Origin of the sequence: Salipaludibacillus agaradhaerens (assembly GCF_002019735.1) — a bacterium.
GTDB lineage: Bacteria > Bacillota > Bacilli > Bacillales > Salisediminibacteriaceae > Salipaludibacillus > Salipaludibacillus agaradhaerens.
Window position 1 is genome coordinate 3,334,405 of the sequence record NZ_KV917378.1, and the last position, 21,735, is coordinate 3,356,139.

Here is a 21,735-nt window from a genome sequence, read left to right on the forward strand (position 1 = left end):
AGTAACTTTATCTATATAGGTGGGAGATAACGGACGCTAATGTCCTGATTCACTCAATTTTCAATCAATAGGAACGGTGTGAAAACGTCCACTGATTGAAGCTTCGTTTTATATGTATCCCATTGATTGAACTAAAACACACACGTTTAAATTGGGCACTTCGCACTTTTACGTTTTTCTAGCAAATGGTGCAAATAAAAAAACGATCTTAAAAACACATCATCAAATTTCTTCACATTAATACGTCAACTATCACCTCGCTGCTCCATCATAAAGAATGAAAGTGTAAGAAATTTCATAACTGTGGAAGGTTATTTAATCCGTAAATAGTGAAGAAGAACAAAATCTGTATCGCACTATATAATTCATTAGTACTAATTAAAGTTTTGAAATAAAAATAGTCAAATCATACGTACAATTAATGTATAATATATTATGAAAGCCTTTACAAAAATATGAAGGGAGAGAGAGTTATGAAGATTACGAACGGTTATTTGTGGCTTGCGTGTATCGCAATTGTCGTAACAGGTGTCCTTCTATTTAATGGAGCATCATTCGCTGATAGAAATGCGAGCGAACAGCAGAATAAACAAGTGAATCCCCCAACTGGTAAGCTTGATATGATCGGTGATATTGGGGACTATATCCCTGGTGAAGTTGATGACCCTGTACACGACCCTGCTTTACTTCGCACGGATGACGCTTATTATGTGTTCTCCACAGGTATCCTGAGAAATGTCAATGACCCAGGAGGTATTTATGTACGGAAATCAGAAGGGACACTTGAAGGACCGTGGGAAGCAATCGGAGAAATTCCGGTTCCTGATTGGATAACAGGGTATAACTCTGAACATCTCTGGGCACCTCAAGTCATTGAATATGATAACACGTATTACTTATATTATGCCGTTTCCTCTTTCGGTTCAAATCGATCGGCGATAGGTGTATTAAGTTCTCAAACCCCCCATGACCTTAATAGTTGGGTGGACCACGGCCCCATTGTGACATCAGAACCAGGGGTAACGGATTACAATGCAATTGATCCTCATGTGTTTGAAGCTGACGGCTCTCTTTGGATTGTATATGGCTCGCATTTTAGTGGAATAAAGCTTCAAGAAATGGATAATCCCACTGCTGTGGCAGGTGAGGTTGTAACGTTACAAAACAGACCGTCTGTTCAACACAACCCTGTTGAAGCACCTACAATAATAGAAAAAGAGGGCTATTACTATTTATTTACCTCATGGGACCAATGTTGTGCAGGGACGGATAGTACGTACAAAATAGCTGTAGGGCGTTCAGAGTCGGTAACAGGACCATACGTAGATCAACAAGGGCAGCCTCTTACTCATGGTGGAGGTACAGTCATTTTAGAGTCAGAAGGGAATCAAATTGGTCCAGGAGGCCAAGATATTTTACAAGTGTATGGGCACGACTATTTAATTCATCATTACTACGATGGGGATGCAGATGGCGTCATCCGTATGCAAATTAGAACCCTTAACTGGGAAGACCATTGGCCAACCGTTGATAGATGACGCCTTCAATGCGATATTGATATAAAGGGTAATCAAAAAGCCTGACAGAGAAAAAGAACTTCCCCTCTGTCAGGCTTTTACTATATTAATGACCGATCGTAGCTTGAGTGTCTAGATGTGAAATCTCAAGATGCTGTTGTAGCGTTTGAGAAACTTCTTGTACAGAATCTTCATGAAGACTGAAATAATAAATGCCCTCTAACATCATATTATCGCCGTCTAAGCTTAGTTGGTCAATGTTATCTAATTCACTGGCATAAGAATGCATACTAACTAAATTACCAAAGCCAAGGTTGGTACGTAAATTGTTCCCAAGGCTCTCCATAAGAGAATTGAAGTTAGTGATTGTTTTAAAGTTAGCCGATTGTTTTATAACGGCTTCAATAATATCTTTTTGCCGATCCCCTCGACCTAAATCCCCTCGAGGATCATCTTTGCGCATTCTTGCATAAGCAAGAGCTTCTTCACCATTTAATGTTTGTAAACCTTCATCAATTTCAATCGTGCCGTAAGTAGCGTTATCCGTATCACTAATCGGCATTGGCACATCAACTTCGACACCACCTATTGTATCGACAATTTCCATGAAGGCTGTGAAATTTAAAGAGACGACGTAATCGACAGGAACATTTAATAAATGTTCGACCGTGTCGACAGTCATATCAACCCCACCAAAAGCGTGGGCATGATTAATTTTATCCATCGGTTCTCGACCGATTATGTTCACATAAGAGTCACGAGGAATGTTAACCATCTTGATCGTTTTGTCATCTGGATTAAAAGTAGCTAATATCATGGCATCGGTTAAACCTGATAAATCGGCCTCTCTCGTATCTAAACCGAGAAACAGGATAGATATAGGGTCTTCTACTGGATCAACAACAGAGTCTCTAAAGGCAGATTTTTCACCACGATTTAACTCTTCTTGGGCATCATTGGTCACACTAGAAACTTGAAAAATCATGTACCCAAGCACACTGCCGCCTGCTATAACTAAAAATACCATTGTAAGTAAAACATATCTCATCAATCTGCGAAAGGGGCTTCTTCTTTTTTGACTAGGACGTCTGGAACGTTGTAATTCTGACATTGTCTTGTCACTCCTTAATAATCTTTATGATTGTATAGCAGGTGTTATGATATCTTTGAATACTAGTCTTTTATTGAAAATCTATCATTTAATGACCTATTTTTAAAATATGAAGTTTATATAAATCGCACCTCGGGAAGCGAATACTATTCTTCATAGTGAATGGTAGGTTGAAAAGACACCATTCTCTATTATATCATGACTATTGACCCAAAATGCGACATTATTATAGTCGGTAAAAGCAAATAAAAGTTACAACGAAATTCTCATTTTTCGAGAAAATACGACAAATGAGTCAATAGACTATGTACACATAAAATAAACTACTATAGAGTGAAATGTATTGATAATTTATATATTAATGAGATTAATAGAGATCAATGGATGAAATGTGTGGTCATGACAAGCAAGCATATAAGACTAGCTACGAGGAGGTTAAATGGTGCAAAAAATAAGTCTGATAGTTTTATCTTTACTCATTTTAGTGGGACTATATAGTCAACTAAGTAATAACGTTGGCTATGCAGATGCAGCGGAGGCAATGATGGAAGGTGAGGTGGCGGTTTCTTCGTTGATTATTCGAGAGGAGCCCTCAGAGGGTGCTGAATCACTTGGCGGTTACCATCAAGGTGACAAGGTTACCATCTATGGCACTTCAGGAGACTGGTATCAAGTGAAACATAGTAGTGGATGGGGGTATGTTCACAGTGCATACATAAATGTTATTAATGGGAGTGCCTCAGCTGAGACTAAAATTGGGAAAGTCTCAGTTGACAATTTACATGTGAGAGACTCTGCCTCTATAGAAGGACAAATTATTAGTCATTTAAGTAGAGGGACGTTGATTGAATTAGGGACTTTCTCAAATGGCTGGTATCAAGTGAGTATCGGTACAACGAGAGGATACATTGACGGCTCTTATATTGAGCTTCAAGATGACTCTTCTAATAAAGGAGGAAGTGTCCCTGATTCCACTTCAAACGAGGCTGAACCGCTCGGGAGCGGAAAAGTGACAGCAACAAGTTTAAATGTTAGATCGTCAGCATCCACGGAGGCCGACATTATTGATAGTCTATCTAGAGGGACGACGATTGAGTTGCTTAGTGAATCAAACGGTTGGTATGAGGTTGAAACCGAAAAAGGGAACGGATACATCCATGGCTCTTATGTGAGTACAACGTCTTTAAGCAGCAGTGGAAACACGGCTGATGGTCAGTTAGAGGGTAAAACGATCTTCGTGGATGCGGGGCATGGAGGAAGTGATCCAGGTGCAATCGTCGATGATATTAGTGAGAAAGATATTGCTCTTGATGTGAGTTTGAAACTACAAAATGCATTGGAAAATGAGGGAGCTACTGTTGTCATGAGCAGGACGGAGGATTCTTATATAGAGGTTGGCGAACGAGCAGACATGGCCAACACGTCTGGAGCTGATTTATTTATTAGTGTTCACGCCAATGCTTTTACATCCTCTTCAGTTAATGGTTCTGAAGTCTTTTACAGTAGCCAGACACATGCTGATAATAGTCGTCAATTTGCTCAAGCTATCCAATCTCAACTTGTTAATGGATTAAATAGAGCAGATCGTGGCGTCGTTGATCGCAACCTCACAGTCATAACCGAATTAGATATGCCTGGCATTTTAATTGAACCAGGTTTTATGTCAAATGACTCTGATTTAGACATGCTATTGAATCAACAAGATGAGTTGGTAGCACATATTGTTAAAGGATTTAAAGATTATTCTAATTAATATATGAAACAATGAAACTGTCAGGCGGATGCTTGACAGTTTTTTGTGCATGTCTTACTTATTGTAGGTGGCCAAGAGTTCAAGCCAATGTAAATATTTGAAGAAGAAAATGGAGGTTATCCATTATATGTGCCGTTGGGCATGTGACACCATATGAGTAACGTCTACATATTTTTTCTAAAGTGGAGGAGAGTTATTTATTATGTCTGTAACAATGTTGAAAAGGCTCGAACTGGGTACTTTTATCCCTCTTAATATCTTGTAACTTGTGAAAAAAGCCTTAATTTCTTTCACGAGCCTATTAATATATACGTTTTATCTCGTTCGCTTCGTTATACTATAAACTGCTAAAGCAGGAAATGATGACATAAAAAGAGGTGAGAAGGCCAATTGAAGAAACAACTATTTTTTATTATGACAGCGACAGCAATGCTGATAGTAGGAGGGTGTGCAATGGGATCACATAATGAAAATGCTAAGCCAGGCGAAGTAGATGCCAGTAAGTGGCCAGAGATAGAAGCTTTTGAAGATGATTTCACCCGTTCTTTTATCCAATCTATTGAGGAAACGTCACCGGGGTATTATCCATTTTTATCAGGAACTGGTAAGTATCAAATGGATTTCCCTGGAGATGCGATAATATTTGGAGATAAAGACAATAAAATTACAAGTGACCATACTTATATTTTACAAAAGGATGAATATGAGTATTTAAGATTTTATAAAGAAGCGCAGGAATATGATGTTTCTGTTATTGTACGTTATTATTCTTTTTTAGGAAATGAAGGAATTGATCTAACTCTTGAGAGAGTTGCTAAGAGGGTTGAGAAAGATCTTACGTTTGAAGAATTCCCTAGTGAGTCGCAATCTTTGTATATAGCTCCATTTAATTATGGTGATGGGAATGATGGGTATTTGGGAGTAATACAAAATCTTGAGGAAGCTGGTAACATTCAAGTATATTACGATATTCAATGTAAACCTGGAATTAAAAGTTGTGAAGAACTTTTAGTGGATCAGAAAGAAGAAGTTTACAAATGGTTGGAAACTATTGAATTTATAAAAGAATCGGTAGGAAGTGAGAATTAAATGACAGAAGCGGAAGATATATTAAGTACAGATGAAATTCGTGCTCGAGTTACAGATTTGGAATACAAAAATTTAAGTGAAGAAGAATTTATAAAAGAAATTGAACGTATTTATATCGAAGAAAAGGGAGAGGCACTTCCTGCAAAAGTTGAATATTTCCATTCATCTGACGTAGAAAGTTTAAAGGATGATACATCAGGCTATGATGGGACAGCATTATATTTCCATTCAGAAGAAAATCAAATTGATGTGCTTTATACTATATCTCAAGGTAGTCAAGACACTTTAGACTGGGAATACAACGCTATAGGCCTTTTTGGAGGTACTACTATTAAGCAAGCTGAGGCAACTGCGCACTTTGAATCGGAAGCGAGAAGAAGGTTCGGTATTGAAAACGATCAAGATGTTCTGAGTATAGGGCTTTCTCATTCTCTAGCCAACAATAATAATTCAATAGCACATCTTACTTTTGGCACCTTTGACGTAGTCCATAGTTTTAATGGCGCGCAAGTAAGTGCCTATCAAATGTACTTTTAGAGGATCTTGCATTCTCTAAAGCATTAGAAACTGAGTACTATTCATTAAGGAGAGACCCCAATACTATCTATGATATTGATCCTAATGAACTAAAAAAATTCACTGAAGATTATTACGCAGAGAAAGGGGCGAATATTCATCAGCATACGTCAATTAATGATGTCCTCTATGCAGCGAGATCGGCAAGGGGGTTTGCAGAAATCGGGGAAATTAATTATTATCATACAAATCCAGATTTCCCTGGTTTACGAGAGTCGTTTGAAAAAATTCCTGATGAAGTGATTAAAAACTTGCAACAATTTGTGATAGATTATGCTGTGTTATCAAAAGACAACGACGATCTGACTCATATCGTTAAAGAAATGAGCGGAATAGATTTAGACATTTCAACATATCTCACCGATGGAAGTGGATTGGAAAAAGCGATAATTTATTTTTCAACTTATTTGGATCCAATGATTAAAGATATGAATGAAAAGCTTCCTGACTTTATGAGTCATATTCAGTCAATCACACAAAATAGTGACTTAATTTTCGGGGAGCTAGAAAATAAAGGATATATCAATTTAAAGCAAAAAGAAGAATTAGTGACGACATTTAATAGTCTTAATGGCCATCTTGAGGACATTGAAAGATTATTACAAAGAGAAGAGAAAAATAGAGATTCGATCTTTAGAAATCATCTCTTGGTGTGGTCTGGGAATGATTTAAGAAAAAATTTAGATGGTTTAATCGCCGCCATTGAAGCAGATTTGGCTACGTTAACGAAAGATGAATATATGGATATTCTCCATGACCTTTTTGAAAGTCACGGTATTTCAGAGCTTTTACCTGCACTTGCACAGGACAATAAAGGGAAAACCTATATTGGTCAGGATATGGTGTATGTTTCATCAAAAAGCGGCAAGGCTGTGCTTGTAAATATATCAGCTGCCATGCGGTTGTATGCAGATGGGAAGATACTTATAGAGGATAAACAAGCTGAAATGCATCGCTTTCAAGCCTCTATTGACGAACATATCTATCATACGTATGAAACAAATCAACGTTTTATTAGTTGGAAAATAAACGACATGGAGCAAAACCCGTTTAACTACCGCCTAGCTTTCTTGTTTTATTACAATCCAAATTTAGAAAAGTTAACGAGAGTATCGATCCATGAATCTCTTCCCGCTTTAAAAGGTGTTGATTTTACCCCTCAATTAGAAGCGTTGTCTGAGTCTGTTGAGCAGGGTAATAGCTATATTGAGAGCTATCGCAAAGCGGTTGAAGATATGTTTGATGAAGAAGAAGGAATCTCAACCCGCTTTGATTTGATTGGAGGTTTGTCACTTGCCACGTCTGACTGATGATAGAACGATAACAATTTCACATCGCTTGTTACCAAAGGCAGATTTAATATCTAAGCGAGACCCGCTAAAAAAACATATGGACACGATTGAAAGCATTGACCAATCATTAATGACACTAGCCAATAATATTATCGTAGGGGAAAATCAACAGGGTGAAATAGCTGAAACGATGCTAAAAGAAACGTCCCTTTATCAAACAAACTGTGCTAACCTTCTAGAGCAAATACGTCATGAAATTACAAGGGCAGCGTTGTCTTTGGATACGCAGGTCGATAATATGAAGACCCAGCCGATAACTTTAACATTTAAAAGTAAGGCAATCGACTAGGAAAAAGGTACTTTATAGTAATCCTACTTTCTATAAAAAGGAATTAAATTCAAAAAAATAGAAATAAACTAATAAAAAGTAGAAAGAAATAGTGTATTTTTCCACCGGTGAACGACAATATACGGATGAATCTATGACTATTTGCTAGGAATAAAGACTCAACGAAACGTACTTGCCTGATGATTTATCCCGTATTTTTAAGGGAAATAGTTTTAAAGTCTTGGTGAATAGGACTACATTTTGCTGATTGAAATCATTTTTTCTAGTTCGATATACTTGTTTTTGTAAAACTGGTTACTATTTATGTACATTTCCATAAATTATCTATTATAATCACATATGAGCAACAAAATAGCTGATCCGATTGTGTTAAAACGACATATTAGTGTTTGTCAGTGCGACACATATTTACATGACACCTTAGATAGCGCACTTAATAAGTGTTACACTCCCTAATAATAGATCTAGCGTAATACTTATTTTAAACAAACCTATGACGTTTAAACCACGGTAAGCCAATAAAACAATATTTTGGAGGTTTTAATTATGGCAGGACAAATTCGCGTAACACCAGAAGAACTAGAAGCTATTGCACAACGTTACTCCGCTGAAAGTGGAAATGTTAATGGAATCGTTAATAATCTTGATGGTCTTATTGGCCAGTTGACAGATATTTGGGAAGGTGCTTCAAGTAAAGCATTCGCCGCTCAATACGACGAACTTAAGCCGTCATTTATTCAAATGGTTGAGCTTTTAGAGAAGATTAGTGCTCAATTAGTTTCTACATCTAATGCTTTACAAGAAGCTGATGCGGACATTGCGTCACAAATCAGACGATAATCAAGCTCGAAAAGTCAAGTCTAAGAATAGTGCCGCGGTTTTCAACTTGGCGGCACTATTTTTGGTGAAAGAGTATCTATAGGGGCGGATGACGTGTGTACATACAAATAACCGTAGATTTAAAACACTATAATGAAAAATCGATTGAACTGAGGCTATCAGATCAACATCTCGTGAAAAATCTAGTGGCGATGACATGGCAAACAGCGAGGATATCAAGGGCACCTAGAGAAGGCTTTTGGGTTCGCGTTAAAAATAAAGACCGTGTGTGGACTGGGACAAGTACATTGGAAGAATGTGGTATTACGACAGGTGATTGCATTGAGATCTTATAGCTAATTAATGTTGTCGTGTGAGAGGGGAGGCTGACTTTATGACGGAGAAGAATATGACATATTTAGAAGAACAAATAGAAGCAGTAATGAAAGAAGAGGAAGGTCACATCACGTTGACGTTTCAGCGGGCAAAGTTAAAGCTTAATGATGAAGAAGAGGTTCATCTGTTGCGGGCAATGAACCCTGAATTCAATCACACATTTGAGTTAACAGACGATCAGCTGACAATCACTATTACGAGACCAGAAAATTATATGTCCTTTTCTGACATTCAAAAAAAGAGTAATCAGGCTAAGTGGCAATTTGCCTTTAATATGATTCAAGCTATAAGACATCATGCCGTTGATAGATTAAAGTTAATCGTAAGTCCGGAAAATGTGTTATTTGACCATGGGCTTAATCCACATTTTTTGCATTACGGGGTGAAAGAGAGTCTGCCACCTTATGAAGATGATGTGAATAAGCAGTGGCTTGAAACGAGAGCGACTGTGGCGACGATTATCGATGATAAATATGATTTTAATAATTACTTGTCACATTATGAAACGCTTCAATTGAATGAAGAAGCTAAAAAAATTATGAATGCAAAAAGCTACGATGAACTTTTTCAGATTATTGGAGAGAATTTAAAAAAAGATGAAGCATATGAAAAGACTGTGTTACATGTACCAAGGAAAAAATGGAAATTGCAGCGTTATATTCAAATTGCTTTAGCTATTATACTTGTTCCTGCTATCATATATACCATTTTTGCTGCCTTTTTCAAAATTCCACAAACAGAAGCATATGTTGCAAGTAGTCGCTCCTTTCTAGAGCATGAGTATAGTGAGGTCATAAATAAACTGTCGAACTACGATCATGAAGGGATGCCATATGTTGTGCAATATCAGCTGGCTTCTGCTTATGTCGTCAACGAATCGCTGACAGAAGTACAGCGACAAAATATTCAAAACACGTTAACGTTACAGTCAGATAGAAACTATTTTAATTACTGGATTGATATTGGGCGGGGAAATTATCAAGAAGCCATTGATACAGCTAGAAGATTAGAAGATCGGGATTTGATTATCTATGGTCTTTTGAAACAGCGTGAGGAAGTAAAATCTGATCAAAGCTTAAGCGGCGAAGAGAGGGAAGAAGAATTACGTAATATTCAGTCGGAAATTGATGAATATCAAGAAGAAATGGAGCAGGAAGCTTTAGAACAAGAAGCTGATGAAGAAGTTGAAGGTGAAACTAATGACGAAAATTCAGAAGCTGAAGAGGATTTAGACGAAGACGATGAATAGACAGCGTAAAAACACAGTAAGTGGACACGAGAAAAACACTTGTCGGCGAACATGTGATAAGAAAGATGCCGTCAGTTAGAGGAGGTGACCCGGTGAATCGATTATTTATCTTTTACGGGAACGTATTTCAGTTTATAGAACTTAAAGATGAAGAGTCTATGACTATTGGAAACAATTTTCAGCACGATGTTACAATTCAAGCCTTTACAGTGGACGTGCCTATTACGATTAAACATAAAGCAACGAATCAATTAGAAGTGTGGCATGGAGAGATCTGTGCTGGAAATCTGAATTCTGATGAGACGGATATGACGCTAGTATTTGGCCATGACGAGCTACGTATCGTTTACGTGGATATAATGTACGACAAGCAAGCCTACTTTATTGGTGATCAACTAGAAATCCCCCTTCCAAGCGTAGCGGAACCAGCATGTCAATTAGTGAGGAATGGGGAAGACTGGTCTGTTATTCCTTTGAACCAAAAAACTATCTATTGTAATGGCGAAAAGGTATTAGAAAAGCAACTGCTATCTAAAGGAGATAGCTTGTTTTTTAACAATACAATTTTCACTCTATCGGACATAGATGTATTGGAAATGGAAAGTCCAGAACCACGAATGGAACATTTAATTAATATGAAAAAACCAGATACCGTGTTGAAACAAAAATACCCAAATTATCGGCGAACACCGAGGATGATTTATGAGCAACCAGATGATAAAGTGACGTTTTCTTTTCCAAGCGAAGAGCATGATGATAATGGGAAAAGTTTATGGATGGTTGTAATGCCGCCGGTCATTATGCTATTGGTTATGGGAGTAGTTGCCTTAGTTCGCCCAAGAGGGATCTTTATTCTTATCTCACTTGCGATGTTCGGTACGACACTTGTCACATCAACGGTTCAATACTTTAAAGAAAAGCGTAATCAAAAAAGAAGGAAGGAAAAACGTCGACGTTTATATACACGCTATTTAGAAAACAAACGTAAAGACTTGCAAGAACTAGCAGATAAACAACGTCAGGTTCTTTATTACCACTTTCCATCATTTGAACGCATGAAATATTTAACTGGAGAAATTAGTGAACGTATATGGGAACGGACGAGACTCAGTAGTGACTTCTTACATTTTAGAGCAGGGAGAGCAACGATCCCTTCCAGTTATGAAGTGACGGAGCAACGGGCGGATATGACGAACCAAGAGATTGATGATCTTGTAGAGAAATCACAAGAGCTTGTGGCTCATTATAAATATGTACGTGATGTTCCTCTCGTTATAGATATCTCTCGTGGTGCCATGGGTATGATCGGTAAACGAGATGTTGTAAACAAAGAAATTCAACAAATTGTGGGGCAATTGAGTTTCTCGCAAAGTTATCATGATATTCGAATGGTGGCTATTTTTGATGAGGAAAACTACTCAGAGTGGGAGTGGATGAAGTGGCTTCCTCATTTTCAGCTGCCGAACTCTTTTGCCCGTGGTCTAATCTATAACGAACAGACAAGGGATCAGCTTTTATCCTCTATTTATGAGATGTTGAAAGAGCGAGACTTGACAGAGGACAAAGAGAAAAAATTGTTTGCACCACATTTTATATTCATTGTAACAAACCGGCAGTTGATTTCTGAACATGCAATTTTAGAGTATTTAGAAAGCGATCACCCAGCCCTTGGCTTCTCAGTGATTTTTGCTGAGGACACGAAGGAAAGCTTATCCGAGCATATTCATACGCTCATACGCTACATTGATGAAGCAGAAGGGGATATCCTTATTCAGCAACATAAAGCAGAGCATTTACCGTTCAAGCTAGATAAGCATCATCCAGAAGGAAATGAAAACTTTTCTAGGACATTGCGGTCGCTTAACCATCAGCTAGGAATGTCAAATTCAATCCCTGAGAAGGTAACATTTTTAGATTTATTCAATACAGAAAAGGCAGAAGAACTGAGCATCCAGCAAAAATGGCTGGAAAACCAGTCGTCTAAATCATTAGCTGTACCAGTAGGTCTAAAAAGTAAAGATGATCATGTTTATTTAAATTTACATGAACGGGCACATGGCCCTCATGGGTTGTTAGCTGGTACGACGGGGTCAGGTAAAAGTGAATTTTTACAAGCCTATATTCTGTCTTTAGCCGTTCATTTTCATCCTCATGAAGTGGCGTTTTTACTCATTGATTATAAGGGTGGAGGGATGGCACAACCATTCAGAAAGATCCCTCATCTTCTTGGGACGATTACAAATATTGAAGGCAGTAAAAATTTTAGTAACCGAGCCTTAGCGTCGATAAAAAGTGAGTTGAAGCGACGCCAACGATTGTTTGACCAATATAGCGTCAATCATATTAATAATTATACGGACCTATATAAAGAAGGGGAAGCGGCAGAGCCGATGCCTCATTTATTTCTGATATCAGATGAGTTTGCAGAGCTGAAGAGTGAAGAGCCGGAATTTATTAAAGAACTGGTAAGTGCTGCCAGGATCGGTCGAAGCCTTGGCGTCCATCTCATATTAGCAACGCAGAAGCCTGGCGGAATTATAGATGATCAAATTTGGAGTAACTCACGATTTAAAGTGGCATTGAAAGTGCAGGATGAAAGTGATAGTAAAGAGATCTTAAAAAATAGCGATGCAGCTAATATTACTGTCACCGGCCGAGGTTATTTACAAGTTGGTAACAATGAAGTGTACGAACTTTTCCAATCTGCCTGGAGCGGTGCGCCGTATGTAAAGGATGCTTTTGGCACGGAAGAAGATATAGCGTTAGTAACAGATTTAGGACTTATCCCGCTGTCTGAGGTGGCGCCTGAAGAAAAAACAACGAAAGAACGTGTCACAGAAATTGATGCGGTGACAGAAGAAATAGCTGCAGTACAAGAACGTATGGGAATTAAAAAATTAGCTAGTCCATGGCTCCCGCCTTTACCTGAAAGAGCACAACCTTCAACTGAAGATAGGTTAGAGCTTGGGGCATATCCTATAGGGATAGTGGACGAACCTGAACGTCAAAGTCAAAGTCCATACGCTTACCAAACTGTAGATGATGGCAATATCGGTATTTTTGGTTCATCTGGTTATGGTAAATCAACGACTGTACAAACATTGCTGCTGTCAATGGCAACTAATAACTCACCGGAACAGGTGCAGTATTATATCTTTGATTTTGGGAATGGGGCCTTACTGCCATTCCAACAGTTACCGCACACAGGGGATTATTTCAGATCTGATGATAAACGGAAAATTGAGAAGTTTCTCAGCTTTATAGCAGAGGAAGTGGATAAGCGTAAGCAGCTATTTACAGTAGCTGAAGTGAGCAATATTACCATGTATAACACCATTTCTGACGTTAAATTACCGTTGATCTTTATTACTATTGATAATTATGATCTCGTTAAAGAAGAGATGTTAGATTATGAGAATAATTTTATCTCACTTGTGAGAGACGGACAATCATTAGGGATTTATATGGTACTTACAGCGACACGTTCCAACTCTGTTAAGCATGCGTTAATGAGTAACTTGAAAACAAAAATCGTCCATTACATGATGGATGAAAGTGAGAAATATACCCTTATTGGACGAACTACCTATGAAACAGAAGCTGTCCCAGGACGCGCCTACATTAAAAAAGAAACAGCTTATTTGACACAAATGTATTTGCCTGTTGAAGGTGACGATGATATGACGGTTATGGAGAATTTGAAAGGGACTATTCAAGACCTGAGAGTTAAATATGAAGGTTCTCGTAAACCTAAAGCGATCCCGATGTTGCCGCGTGAATTAAGGTGGCGTTCATTTCATGAGCAATACGGCGTGATAGAACAGCCTCATCAGTTAGCTATTGGACTTGATGAAGCCACTGTTGAGCCAGTTTATATGGATATGAAGATTAATAGACATTGTCTTATCATGGGGGATGCCCAAAAAGGAAAAACCAATATTCTTAAAATGATGATTCATCGGATAAACGAAAGTGGCAACGGTGGTCATATTGCTTTATTCGATTCAGTTAACCGCTCTTTATCTGACTACGCTGGTGAAGATAATATCACCTATATTGAGACGAAAGAGCAAATAGCTGATTGGGTAACGACGATAGAAGAGGTATTTTCTGAGAGAGAGCTTACGTATCGTGCTTCGTTAAAAGATAAAGAAGCGGCTAAACCTGAGATGACACCATATATTTTGATGGTTGATGGAAACGGCAATTTCCAACAAACAATCGATGCAGGCCTCCAGATGAAACTTGGCAACTTAATAAAGAGTTATAGCCATTTAGGCTTCTCTGTTGTGATCGCAGGTGGCGCCACTGAGTTTTCTAAAGGCTTTGACCAATTTACTAACGAATTAAAGCAAATTAAACAAGCGATTCTTCTTATGAAGCAGTCTGAACAAACCGTTTTCACACTGCCGTATAAACGAAACGAGCCAGAAATTAAACCTGGTTTTGGTTACTACTTATTAAACGGACAAGTGAAGAAAATACAAATTCCATATTATGATTTAGAAAGGGTGGCAAACAAATGAATGAAGGATTGATGACTTCCCTGAAACTAGGGGCGAAAGTCCTTGTGGTACTTTTACTGCCACTCCTACTTTTCCGCTATGTTGACAGCCAACCAGCTGTTATAGTGTCAGAGGATGATGATGAAGGGACGAGAAGTATTGCGGTTGTAAATGAAGACCGTGGATGGTCCCCTGAGTCTTCTGAAGTAGAGACGATTGAATTAGGGCAGCAAATCTCCTCTTTATTGAATTCGGAAGGCACGGATTACACATGGACTGTCGTCAATAGAAGTGCAGCTGAACAAGGATTTAGTAATGAAAGATATGATGCGATTATTTACGTACCGTCTAGATTCTCGGAAAATATTATGACGTTTCGGGAAGATATACCAAGTACGGCCTCAATAAATTATGTTATCCAGCCGAATCTTGTGGCGAAAGAACGTCAGAGAGTTCACAGAGAAATGGCGAACGCACAAAATAAAATTAATAAAGAAATGTCGATGATTTACTGGAGCTATGTCTCTCAAGAAGTCGATAATATTCGTGATCAATTTGACTTAATCCTTGAAAAAGAAATAGAATTCCAAGATGCTATGTATTCTTTTTATAGTCCGTCTTCTGCGAGCTTGGCGAGTGAAATCGAACAGCATAAAAGTGGGCTAGAGAATATATTGAATCAGACAGGTCGAATGGATGAAGTCTCAAGTAACAGTGCAGATGCAGCTTCAGAAGCAGAGGGGAAAATATCTACTTTTACAGAAGCGCTTGAGATGTATAAAGAGTCTCAGTTTGAACAGCAATTGCTACTGCAAGAAACGCAAGCTGAAAGTAAAGTGGCTATTCAAGATGGTGTGACCACCTATGATAATACATTAATTAAAGGGCAGAACTTAATTAATGAACAATTAACAAAGTTTAGTTCACCTGAATTTGCGAACGATACCGATGCTTTATTACAAAGTTTAGGTGCTATGGAAAAGATGATGGAAGATGGCGATGCGGTATTAGAAAGCTGGTCCGATTCTATGCGAAGGCAGCGCCGCCAAGTAGAAAGGCTAAATGAAGAGTTACTATCACTTTATCAAGGTGAGGTAGTATCAGACGCTCGCCGTGATGTGAGAGCCACAGCTAATAAGTTGAAAGATGCTCCTGCTACTGGAGATGAGACACCAGATCTACCCTCCCCACCAGAAGAAGGAGAATCAGTAGACTTAGGTAACCTAAAAGCAGATGTAACAGCCCTTGAGCAAGAGATTAACAATTTAAAGAATAGTAGTGAAGAAGAACCACCAGCAGAATCAGAAGAAAATGAGGCAGAGTCCAATGAAACGGATTGGAGCGGTGTAGACAATCGTTTGGCAGATTTAAAAACGTCTGTTGATGATTTGGAGAGCTCTATAAACACACAAGAAGCACTACTAGATAGTTGGAAAGATCATGTGGACGCGATTGAAGATGCTTACCGTGAGTTGGCAGAATTGAAGAATGATGTGTCGTCAGTTCTTACAGATGAAGTTTTGACTTTACAAGGTGACTTATCATTGGAGCATGTAAGGGAGTCTGACATTAGAAACAAAGAGCTAAGCTATGTGTTGGATTATCTAGAAGCACTTTATGTATATAGGGCAACGATTAACCAGCAGCAAGACGATGAACTCATACAAGAAGTGCTTGCTCATGAAGACATAACTCGGCGAATTGATAACTTATTCGAAGCTAATACAGCCCATTCCGACGAGTTACAAAAGGCGTTTGACAAATTGCTCAAAGGTTCTGATAAAACAGACAGTGCTGTGAAAAAAGTAGAGAAGAATTTCTATGATTATGCTGCTGAAGCGGAAGCGTTTATTGATGAATATAATGCTCTCGTTGATGCTGAACATGAAAAGATACAAAATGAACTTGGTGATGTGATTGCAAACTCACGAGACATATCAACTCGAATTCAAGAATTAAATGCTGAGACATTTGATTGGGAAGAATCACCGTCCCTGCAATATCTAGACGGACAGATGGTCTTCTCTATCCAGCAAACTGCTTCAGCAGACTTAAATCATATGGCAGAATTAGTATCTTCATTAGACGAAAGCCAAGCCTCTATTTTTGGTTCAACGGATGAATTGCAAACGCGAGTGAGCGAAGTCCAGCAGCAATCTGATGAATTGAATGATAGGTGGGCAGTAAACGTGGACTCCACTGAATTAATCCGAGACGATGTTCACGATGTCCTTGGTAATACTGTTGTAGACGGGCAAGAAAACCCATTTATTTATAGTTATTTATCTAGTCCTGTTGAAGTAGAAGGGCATGTAGATGGTCAGGTATTATCAGAAACAGAAGACCGTATGCCGCCTGTTATCATGTTTGTGATTATTTTACTTAGTGGGTTATTAATAGGATTTTTGAGTCATTACTACTCTCATAATTCCTATCTCGTACAATCTGGTCTATTTATATTACTAAACTTAGCAGTAGGTCTGATTATTAGTATATATGGACTTAACATTTATACATTGGATAACACGCAAAGTATCCAATGGTCGATCTTTACAATACTATTGTTATTCGCTTGTTCTAATATTGTTCGTGGGGGCTTGTTCATCGGGCCATTCGCAGGCTGGCTGGCAAGTATTGTGATGATTATGTTCTTCATTACACCATTAATTAATATTATTGTACCGGAATTTAATGTGCATCACCCGATTGAAAGGGCCTATATGTCTCTTCAATACGGAGGACAAGCAACACCATATATGATGATGGGGATTCTTTTGGCTGTCACAATTCTGGTATCCGCATTTATTTATATGTGGCAAATATTGCGGATCAATCCAGAGGTGGATGAAGATGAAGCGAAACAAGCTTCTTAGTATCATACTGCTTATTGCTGTAGTGTGTAGTACAACGACTGCTGTTTATGGGGAAGGTAATACCAATAACCCTCCCGAGCCAAATATTTATGAAAAAAGAGAGATTAATATTATTAATAATGGCCGAGATAGCAGTATTCAGCGAGATCAGTTACCGCAAGAGCAGCTAGGTTTAACATTTGAAGAACGGGAGCTGACTGAAAGTGATTTGCTAGAAGGTGAGTTATTTCAAGTGTCGGTTATTGAAACAAACACGATTACGACGAAATCAGATCAATTAGGATTATTTTCAACAGAAGATATAGAGATGAGAAGACAAATAGAGGATATTGGATCTGAACAAAGTGATTACGATATTGTGCTAGTGCTTATTGTCGCTGTTGTTTTCATCATTCTTCTAATGTTTGTAATCATTATTCCTAAATTAAAGCCTGCTCCTCCACCTAAAAAAGTAAAAAAAGCATAAAATAAAGAGCTGTCTTCATCCATGTTGATGAGGACAGCTCTTTTATTATTTAACCATTTAGTCTACGTATTTTAAGGCATGTAAATGTAGAAAAACAAAAGAAACAAGAATTGACGATATGGTCGCGGGAAAAAAGGGGGGACATCTCAATACTTATATTGTGAATTTATGACCATATGTGTTTTTTTAAAAAAGATATCCATATGTTTAAATGACAGTACATTGAAATCTTTTCTAGTTAATTAAAAGACGATAAAAATAAAATATTATGTTTATTAGTTTAATAAAAGTGGAGTAAAGAGTGATTTTAATAATTACATAACATTAACATTAATAAGTTAATATTTATATTGATAAATAGTAAAGGATTGTTTATAATTTATTAGAAGCATTCGTACGTACAAATATTATTTTTAAAAATAAATTTATAAGCATGTTCGTATGAGAAATGTTATTTGTACGTATTAAAATGATGAAAGTAGAGGTGAGTCCGTTATAACGTTTTTGGTTTAAATTCCTCGTCTGTTTTGTAAGCGTTATCAGTCTTGTTTGGATTTAATAATCTATGTATCTAAAATGGTTAACTAACTTAATATTTATTAAGAAGTGGGGGAAGAAAATGAAACATATGTCTAAAATAATGTTAACGTTTTCTTTAGCGGTTGTGTTGTTGGCTGGGTGTGGTGGTAATAAGAACACGATAGAATTTTGGACGCCATTAACTGGAGAGGATGGTGCCAACATGGATGCCCTTGTCGATGCTTATAATGCAACAGAGCCTGAGTATGAAATTAACCATGTTATTACCTCCGATATGTATACGAAAATGTATACAGTCCTAAACTCAGGAAGTGGTATTCCAGATCTATCGATTATTCATGCTGATCGTGTTCCCAATTTTGTTAATCAAGGTTTATTGGAACCGATGACCTCCATTCTAGAGGCACATCCAGATATAAACGAAGAGAATTATCTATTGGAAGCTTGGGACGCCGGTACGGTTGACGATACTCAATATACCGTTCCGTTAGATATTCACGGTAGCGCTATGTATTACAATGCGGACTTATTAGCTAAATATGATGTTGAGCATTGGTTAGATGATGATGTTGTGACCTTTGATGAAATGTTATCTTTACAAGGCCAGCTTGAGGAAGGTGAGTATGTTCTTAACGATGCCTTATTAAGCTGGGTCATATTTGCACAAATTCAAAACTTAGGCGGTGATATCCAAGATGAGAATGGGAATCCTGCTGTTGATACACCAGAAATGAAAGAAGCTATTGAAGCGATAAAAGAGCTTTCTGATGCAGGGCTAATGACACCTTTTGGTGAAGATGGCTACTTAGCATTTCAGTCAGGTAATGTGTTGTTCTCTACTGATGGGACGTGGAGTTCACTTGGCCATGCTGAAGTGGAAGGGCTAAATTTTGGGGTTACAAATATTTATGCGTTTGAACCTGATACGTTTCATAATAGAGCTTCCTCTCACTTATTTGCTATGTTAACGAGTGAAGATCGGACAGACGAGAAAGAGGAAGGAATTGGTGAGTTTTTAGATTTCCTCCGAGAAAATTCGATGGAATGGGCAGAAGCTGGACAGATCGTAGCAAGTGTTGATGTTATTGAAAGCCCAGAATATGAGAACTATATGCAATCCTTCTTCACATCAACTGAAAAGCAAACTGACTCATTATACATCTATACGTATGAACATTATCCTTATATTGCAGAAGCACTAGATAATTATTCAGCTGATATGGTACATGGTGAAATAGGAATTGATGAAGGGTTAGCAGAAATGCAACGCTTTGTAGATGATCGCGTATCTGAAGGAACACTTGATTTAGATAATGTGGTAACTGACGAAGAAGAGGGAGAGGAAGAGTAGATCATCATTGGGAGTGATGTGTCGGGTGACCGGTACATCACTTCTACACAAAGGAGTTTGTATAACCATGAATAAAAAAATAAACTTAACACCTGCTTTCTTTATCGGCCCTCACATCATTTTATTCATCGTGTTTATTTTGATCCCCTCTATTTATGGTATTTATGCCTCATTTACGAGGTGGAACTTAGTTAGCGATCCAGTTTGGGTAGGTTTAGATAATTATCGAACAATCCTTTTTAATGAGGACTCAACCTTTTACCATCAGTTTTATAATGGAATGAAAAACACGTTTATTTTTGTTGTAATTAGTGTTCCGATCATGATTGTGCTCCCTTTAATGATTGCAGTATCAATGGAGCATAAAGAAGTTAAATTAAAGAATCTTTTTCAAACGCTTCTATATATTCCTGGCCTTATTTCTATTTCAGCCGCGGCACTAATTTGGTCACTTATTTTTAATAAGCAATTAGGTGTTGTTAGTAATGTGTTTGGCTCTGAACCGGTGTGGGCTGCCACACAACCCTATGCTTGGATAACAATTATTATGATTACTGTATGGGCTGGAATAGGTGGAAATATGATTATTTACCGTGCTTCTATTAACGGTGTCTCTGAAGACTTATATGAATCAGCTGAAATTGATGGAGCTGGATCAGTTAGAAAATTCTTTCATGTTACCTTGCCGTCTATTCGTTTCCCGTTAATTTACACACTTATCATGTCAACTGCAGGTGCATTTAACGTGTTTGCTCAACCATTAATGATGACAGATGGTGGGCCGGGACAAAGTACGACCGTACTCATGATGTATATCCGTGATTTAGCATTTAGTCACGGTGAATCGATTGCAGGTATTGCGTCTGCGATGGCTGTGTTACTTGGAATAGTCATTTTAGTCATTTCAGCGATTCAATATTACTTAATGAGTCGTAATACTGCGTAAACTAGGACTCGGATGTTTTAACGGGGATAAGAAAGGTAGGGTTAGAAGAATGAAAAAAAAGATGAAAGTCTCAAAATATTTATCATACTTATTTCTTATTATTGTATGTGCGATCTGGGTTATTCCGGTTATGTTTGGAATTACGACATCATTCCGATCGCAAACAGAAGTTGTCAATGAAGGGTTTAGGTTGCTCCCTGTGAATTGGATCGTTGATAATTACGTCACTATTTTAGAAAATACCTCGACAGCACCAATCATGCAATGGATTTGGAACTCTATTTTTATAGCGACCACACATACCTTATTAGTTATAGTTGTTATTTCTATTACCGGATACGGCTATACACGAATGAAATTTAAAGGAAGAGATGCTTTGTTTTTTACGTTACTTGCAATTTCTTTCTTTCCCAATGTCGTAAATCTCATCCCTTCTTATAAAATTATCGACATTTTAGGTTGGGTTAACACACCTTGGGCGATGATTGTTCCTGGTTTAGCAGGGATGGCTAATATCTTTTTAGTTAGACAATTTATGAAAGGAATCCCAAGAGAGCTAGACGAATCGGCACGTGTAGACGGAGCGAGTGATTTTCAAATATTCTTTCGCATCATCTTGCCGCTTGTAAAGCCAATACTTGTCGTATGTGGTCTCTTTTCTTTTGTCGGGTCTTGGAATGATTTCCTATGGCCGGTCATCGTGTATACAGATGTGCAAAAAATGCCAGTCACTGCAGGTTTATTGCTACTTCAAGATGTATATGGAAACTATCGAATGATTGGACAGTTGATGGGGTCAGCGATTTTGGCGATTATTCCCACATTATTGTTATTCTTCTTTGCCCAAAAATATTTTGTTCAAGCTATTAAATTAAATGCTGGTATTAAAGGGTAAGTTGGAAG

16 protein-coding genes and 1 pseudogene are annotated in these 21,735 nt (G+C 37.8%); 16 read left to right on the plus strand and 1 reads right to left on the minus strand.

What is annotated here, in order from left to right; all coding sequences use genetic code 11:
• Nucleotides 1-473 precede the first annotated feature (473 nt).
• A complete protein-coding gene (locus BK581_RS15460) occupies nucleotides 474-1,538 on the plus strand; it encodes an arabinan endo-1,5-alpha-L-arabinosidase (protein ID WP_078579005.1) in 1,065 nt (354 codons plus the stop codon).
• An 85-nt stretch (nucleotides 1,539-1,623) separates the two neighbouring features.
• Here the strand turns inward: BK581_RS15460 and BK581_RS15465 are convergent, their stop codons facing one another.
• On the minus strand, nucleotides 1,624-2,628 hold the full coding sequence (locus BK581_RS15465) for an LCP family glycopolymer transferase (RefSeq protein ID WP_078579006.1): 1,005 nt from the start codon (nucleotides 2,626-2,628) through the stop codon (nucleotides 1,624-1,626).
• A gap of 439 nt (nucleotides 2,629-3,067) precedes the next feature.
• Here BK581_RS15465 and BK581_RS15470 point away from each other — a divergent pair, with 439 nt between their 5' ends.
• From BK581_RS15470 to BK581_RS15535, 15 genes and pseudogenes are all read left to right on the plus strand, one after another.
• Nucleotides 3,068-4,381, plus strand: coding sequence for an N-acetylmuramoyl-L-alanine amidase (locus tag BK581_RS15470; protein WP_078579007.1), 1,314 nt, complete (start codon nucleotides 3,068-3,070; stop codon nucleotides 4,379-4,381).
• 390 nt (nucleotides 4,382-4,771) lie between these two features.
• Nucleotides 4,772-5,470, plus strand: a complete 699-nt coding sequence (locus BK581_RS15475) for a hypothetical protein (RefSeq protein WP_169837747.1) — start codon at nucleotides 4,772-4,774, stop codon at nucleotides 5,468-5,470.
• A complete protein-coding gene (locus BK581_RS15480) occupies nucleotides 5,471-6,007 on the plus strand; it encodes a DUF6792 domain-containing protein (protein WP_078579009.1) in 537 nt (178 codons plus the stop codon).
• Between the two features lie 50 nt (nucleotides 6,008-6,057).
• A pseudogene (locus BK581_RS20600) lies at nucleotides 6,058-6,117 on the plus strand (hypothetical protein); the annotation flags it as partial.
• 180 nt (nucleotides 6,118-6,297) lie between these two features.
• Nucleotides 6,298-7,356 carry a hypothetical protein gene (locus BK581_RS15485; RefSeq protein WP_078579010.1) on the plus strand — a complete coding sequence of 353 codons (1,059 nt, stop codon included), beginning with the start codon at nucleotides 6,298-6,300 and terminating at the stop codon, nucleotides 7,354-7,356.
• Complete coding sequence (locus BK581_RS15490; RefSeq protein WP_078579011.1) at nucleotides 7,340-7,687, plus strand: hypothetical protein; 348 nt, start codon at nucleotides 7,340-7,342, stop codon at nucleotides 7,685-7,687. Before BK581_RS15485 ends, BK581_RS15490 begins: the two co-directional genes overlap by 17 nt.
• 546 nt (nucleotides 7,688-8,233) lie before the next feature.
• Nucleotides 8,234-8,527: a WXG100 family type VII secretion target gene (locus BK581_RS15495; RefSeq protein WP_078579012.1), complete on the plus strand. Its 294-nt coding sequence runs from the start codon at nucleotides 8,234-8,236 to the stop codon at nucleotides 8,525-8,527.
• A gap of 95 nt (nucleotides 8,528-8,622) precedes the next feature.
• The gene (locus BK581_RS15500) at nucleotides 8,623-8,862 is read left to right on the plus strand and encodes an ESX secretion system protein YukD (RefSeq protein WP_078579013.1); all 240 of its coding nucleotides are present in this window, start codon (nucleotides 8,623-8,625) and stop codon (nucleotides 8,860-8,862) included.
• A gap of 38 nt (nucleotides 8,863-8,900) precedes the next feature.
• Nucleotides 8,901-10,151 (plus strand): type VII secretion protein EssB, encoded by a 1,251-nt coding sequence (gene essB / locus BK581_RS15505; protein ID WP_078579014.1) that lies wholly within the window; start codon nucleotides 8,901-8,903, stop codon nucleotides 10,149-10,151.
• Between the two features lie 92 nt (nucleotides 10,152-10,243).
• Nucleotides 10,244-14,677 carry a type VII secretion protein EssC gene (essC, locus tag BK581_RS15510; RefSeq protein ID WP_078579015.1) on the plus strand — a complete coding sequence of 1,478 codons (4,434 nt, stop codon included), beginning with the start codon at nucleotides 10,244-10,246 and terminating at the stop codon, nucleotides 14,675-14,677.
• The gene (esaA, locus tag BK581_RS15515) at nucleotides 14,674-17,529 is read left to right on the plus strand and encodes a type VII secretion protein EsaA (protein WP_078579016.1); all 2,856 of its coding nucleotides are present in this window, start codon (nucleotides 14,674-14,676) and stop codon (nucleotides 17,527-17,529) included. The genes essC and esaA overlap by 4 nt, the downstream gene beginning before the upstream one ends.
• A complete protein-coding gene (gene essA / locus BK581_RS15520; protein WP_078579017.1) occupies nucleotides 17,507-17,995 on the plus strand; it encodes a type VII secretion protein EssA in 489 nt (162 codons plus the stop codon). The genes esaA and essA overlap by 23 nt, the downstream gene beginning before the upstream one ends.
• 619 nt (nucleotides 17,996-18,614) lie before the next feature.
• Nucleotides 18,615-19,886 (plus strand): extracellular solute-binding protein, encoded by a 1,272-nt coding sequence (locus BK581_RS15525; protein ID WP_078579018.1) that lies wholly within the window; start codon nucleotides 18,615-18,617, stop codon nucleotides 19,884-19,886.
• A gap of 67 nt (nucleotides 19,887-19,953) precedes the next feature.
• Nucleotides 19,954-20,832: a carbohydrate ABC transporter permease gene (locus tag BK581_RS15530; protein ID WP_078579019.1), complete on the plus strand. Its 879-nt coding sequence runs from the start codon at nucleotides 19,954-19,956 to the stop codon at nucleotides 20,830-20,832.
• 49 nt (nucleotides 20,833-20,881) lie between these two features.
• Entirely contained in the window at nucleotides 20,882-21,727 is an 846-nt protein-coding gene (locus BK581_RS15535; protein WP_078579020.1) for a carbohydrate ABC transporter permease, read from the plus strand.
• The last annotated feature ends 8 nt before the right edge of the window (nucleotides 21,728-21,735 follow it).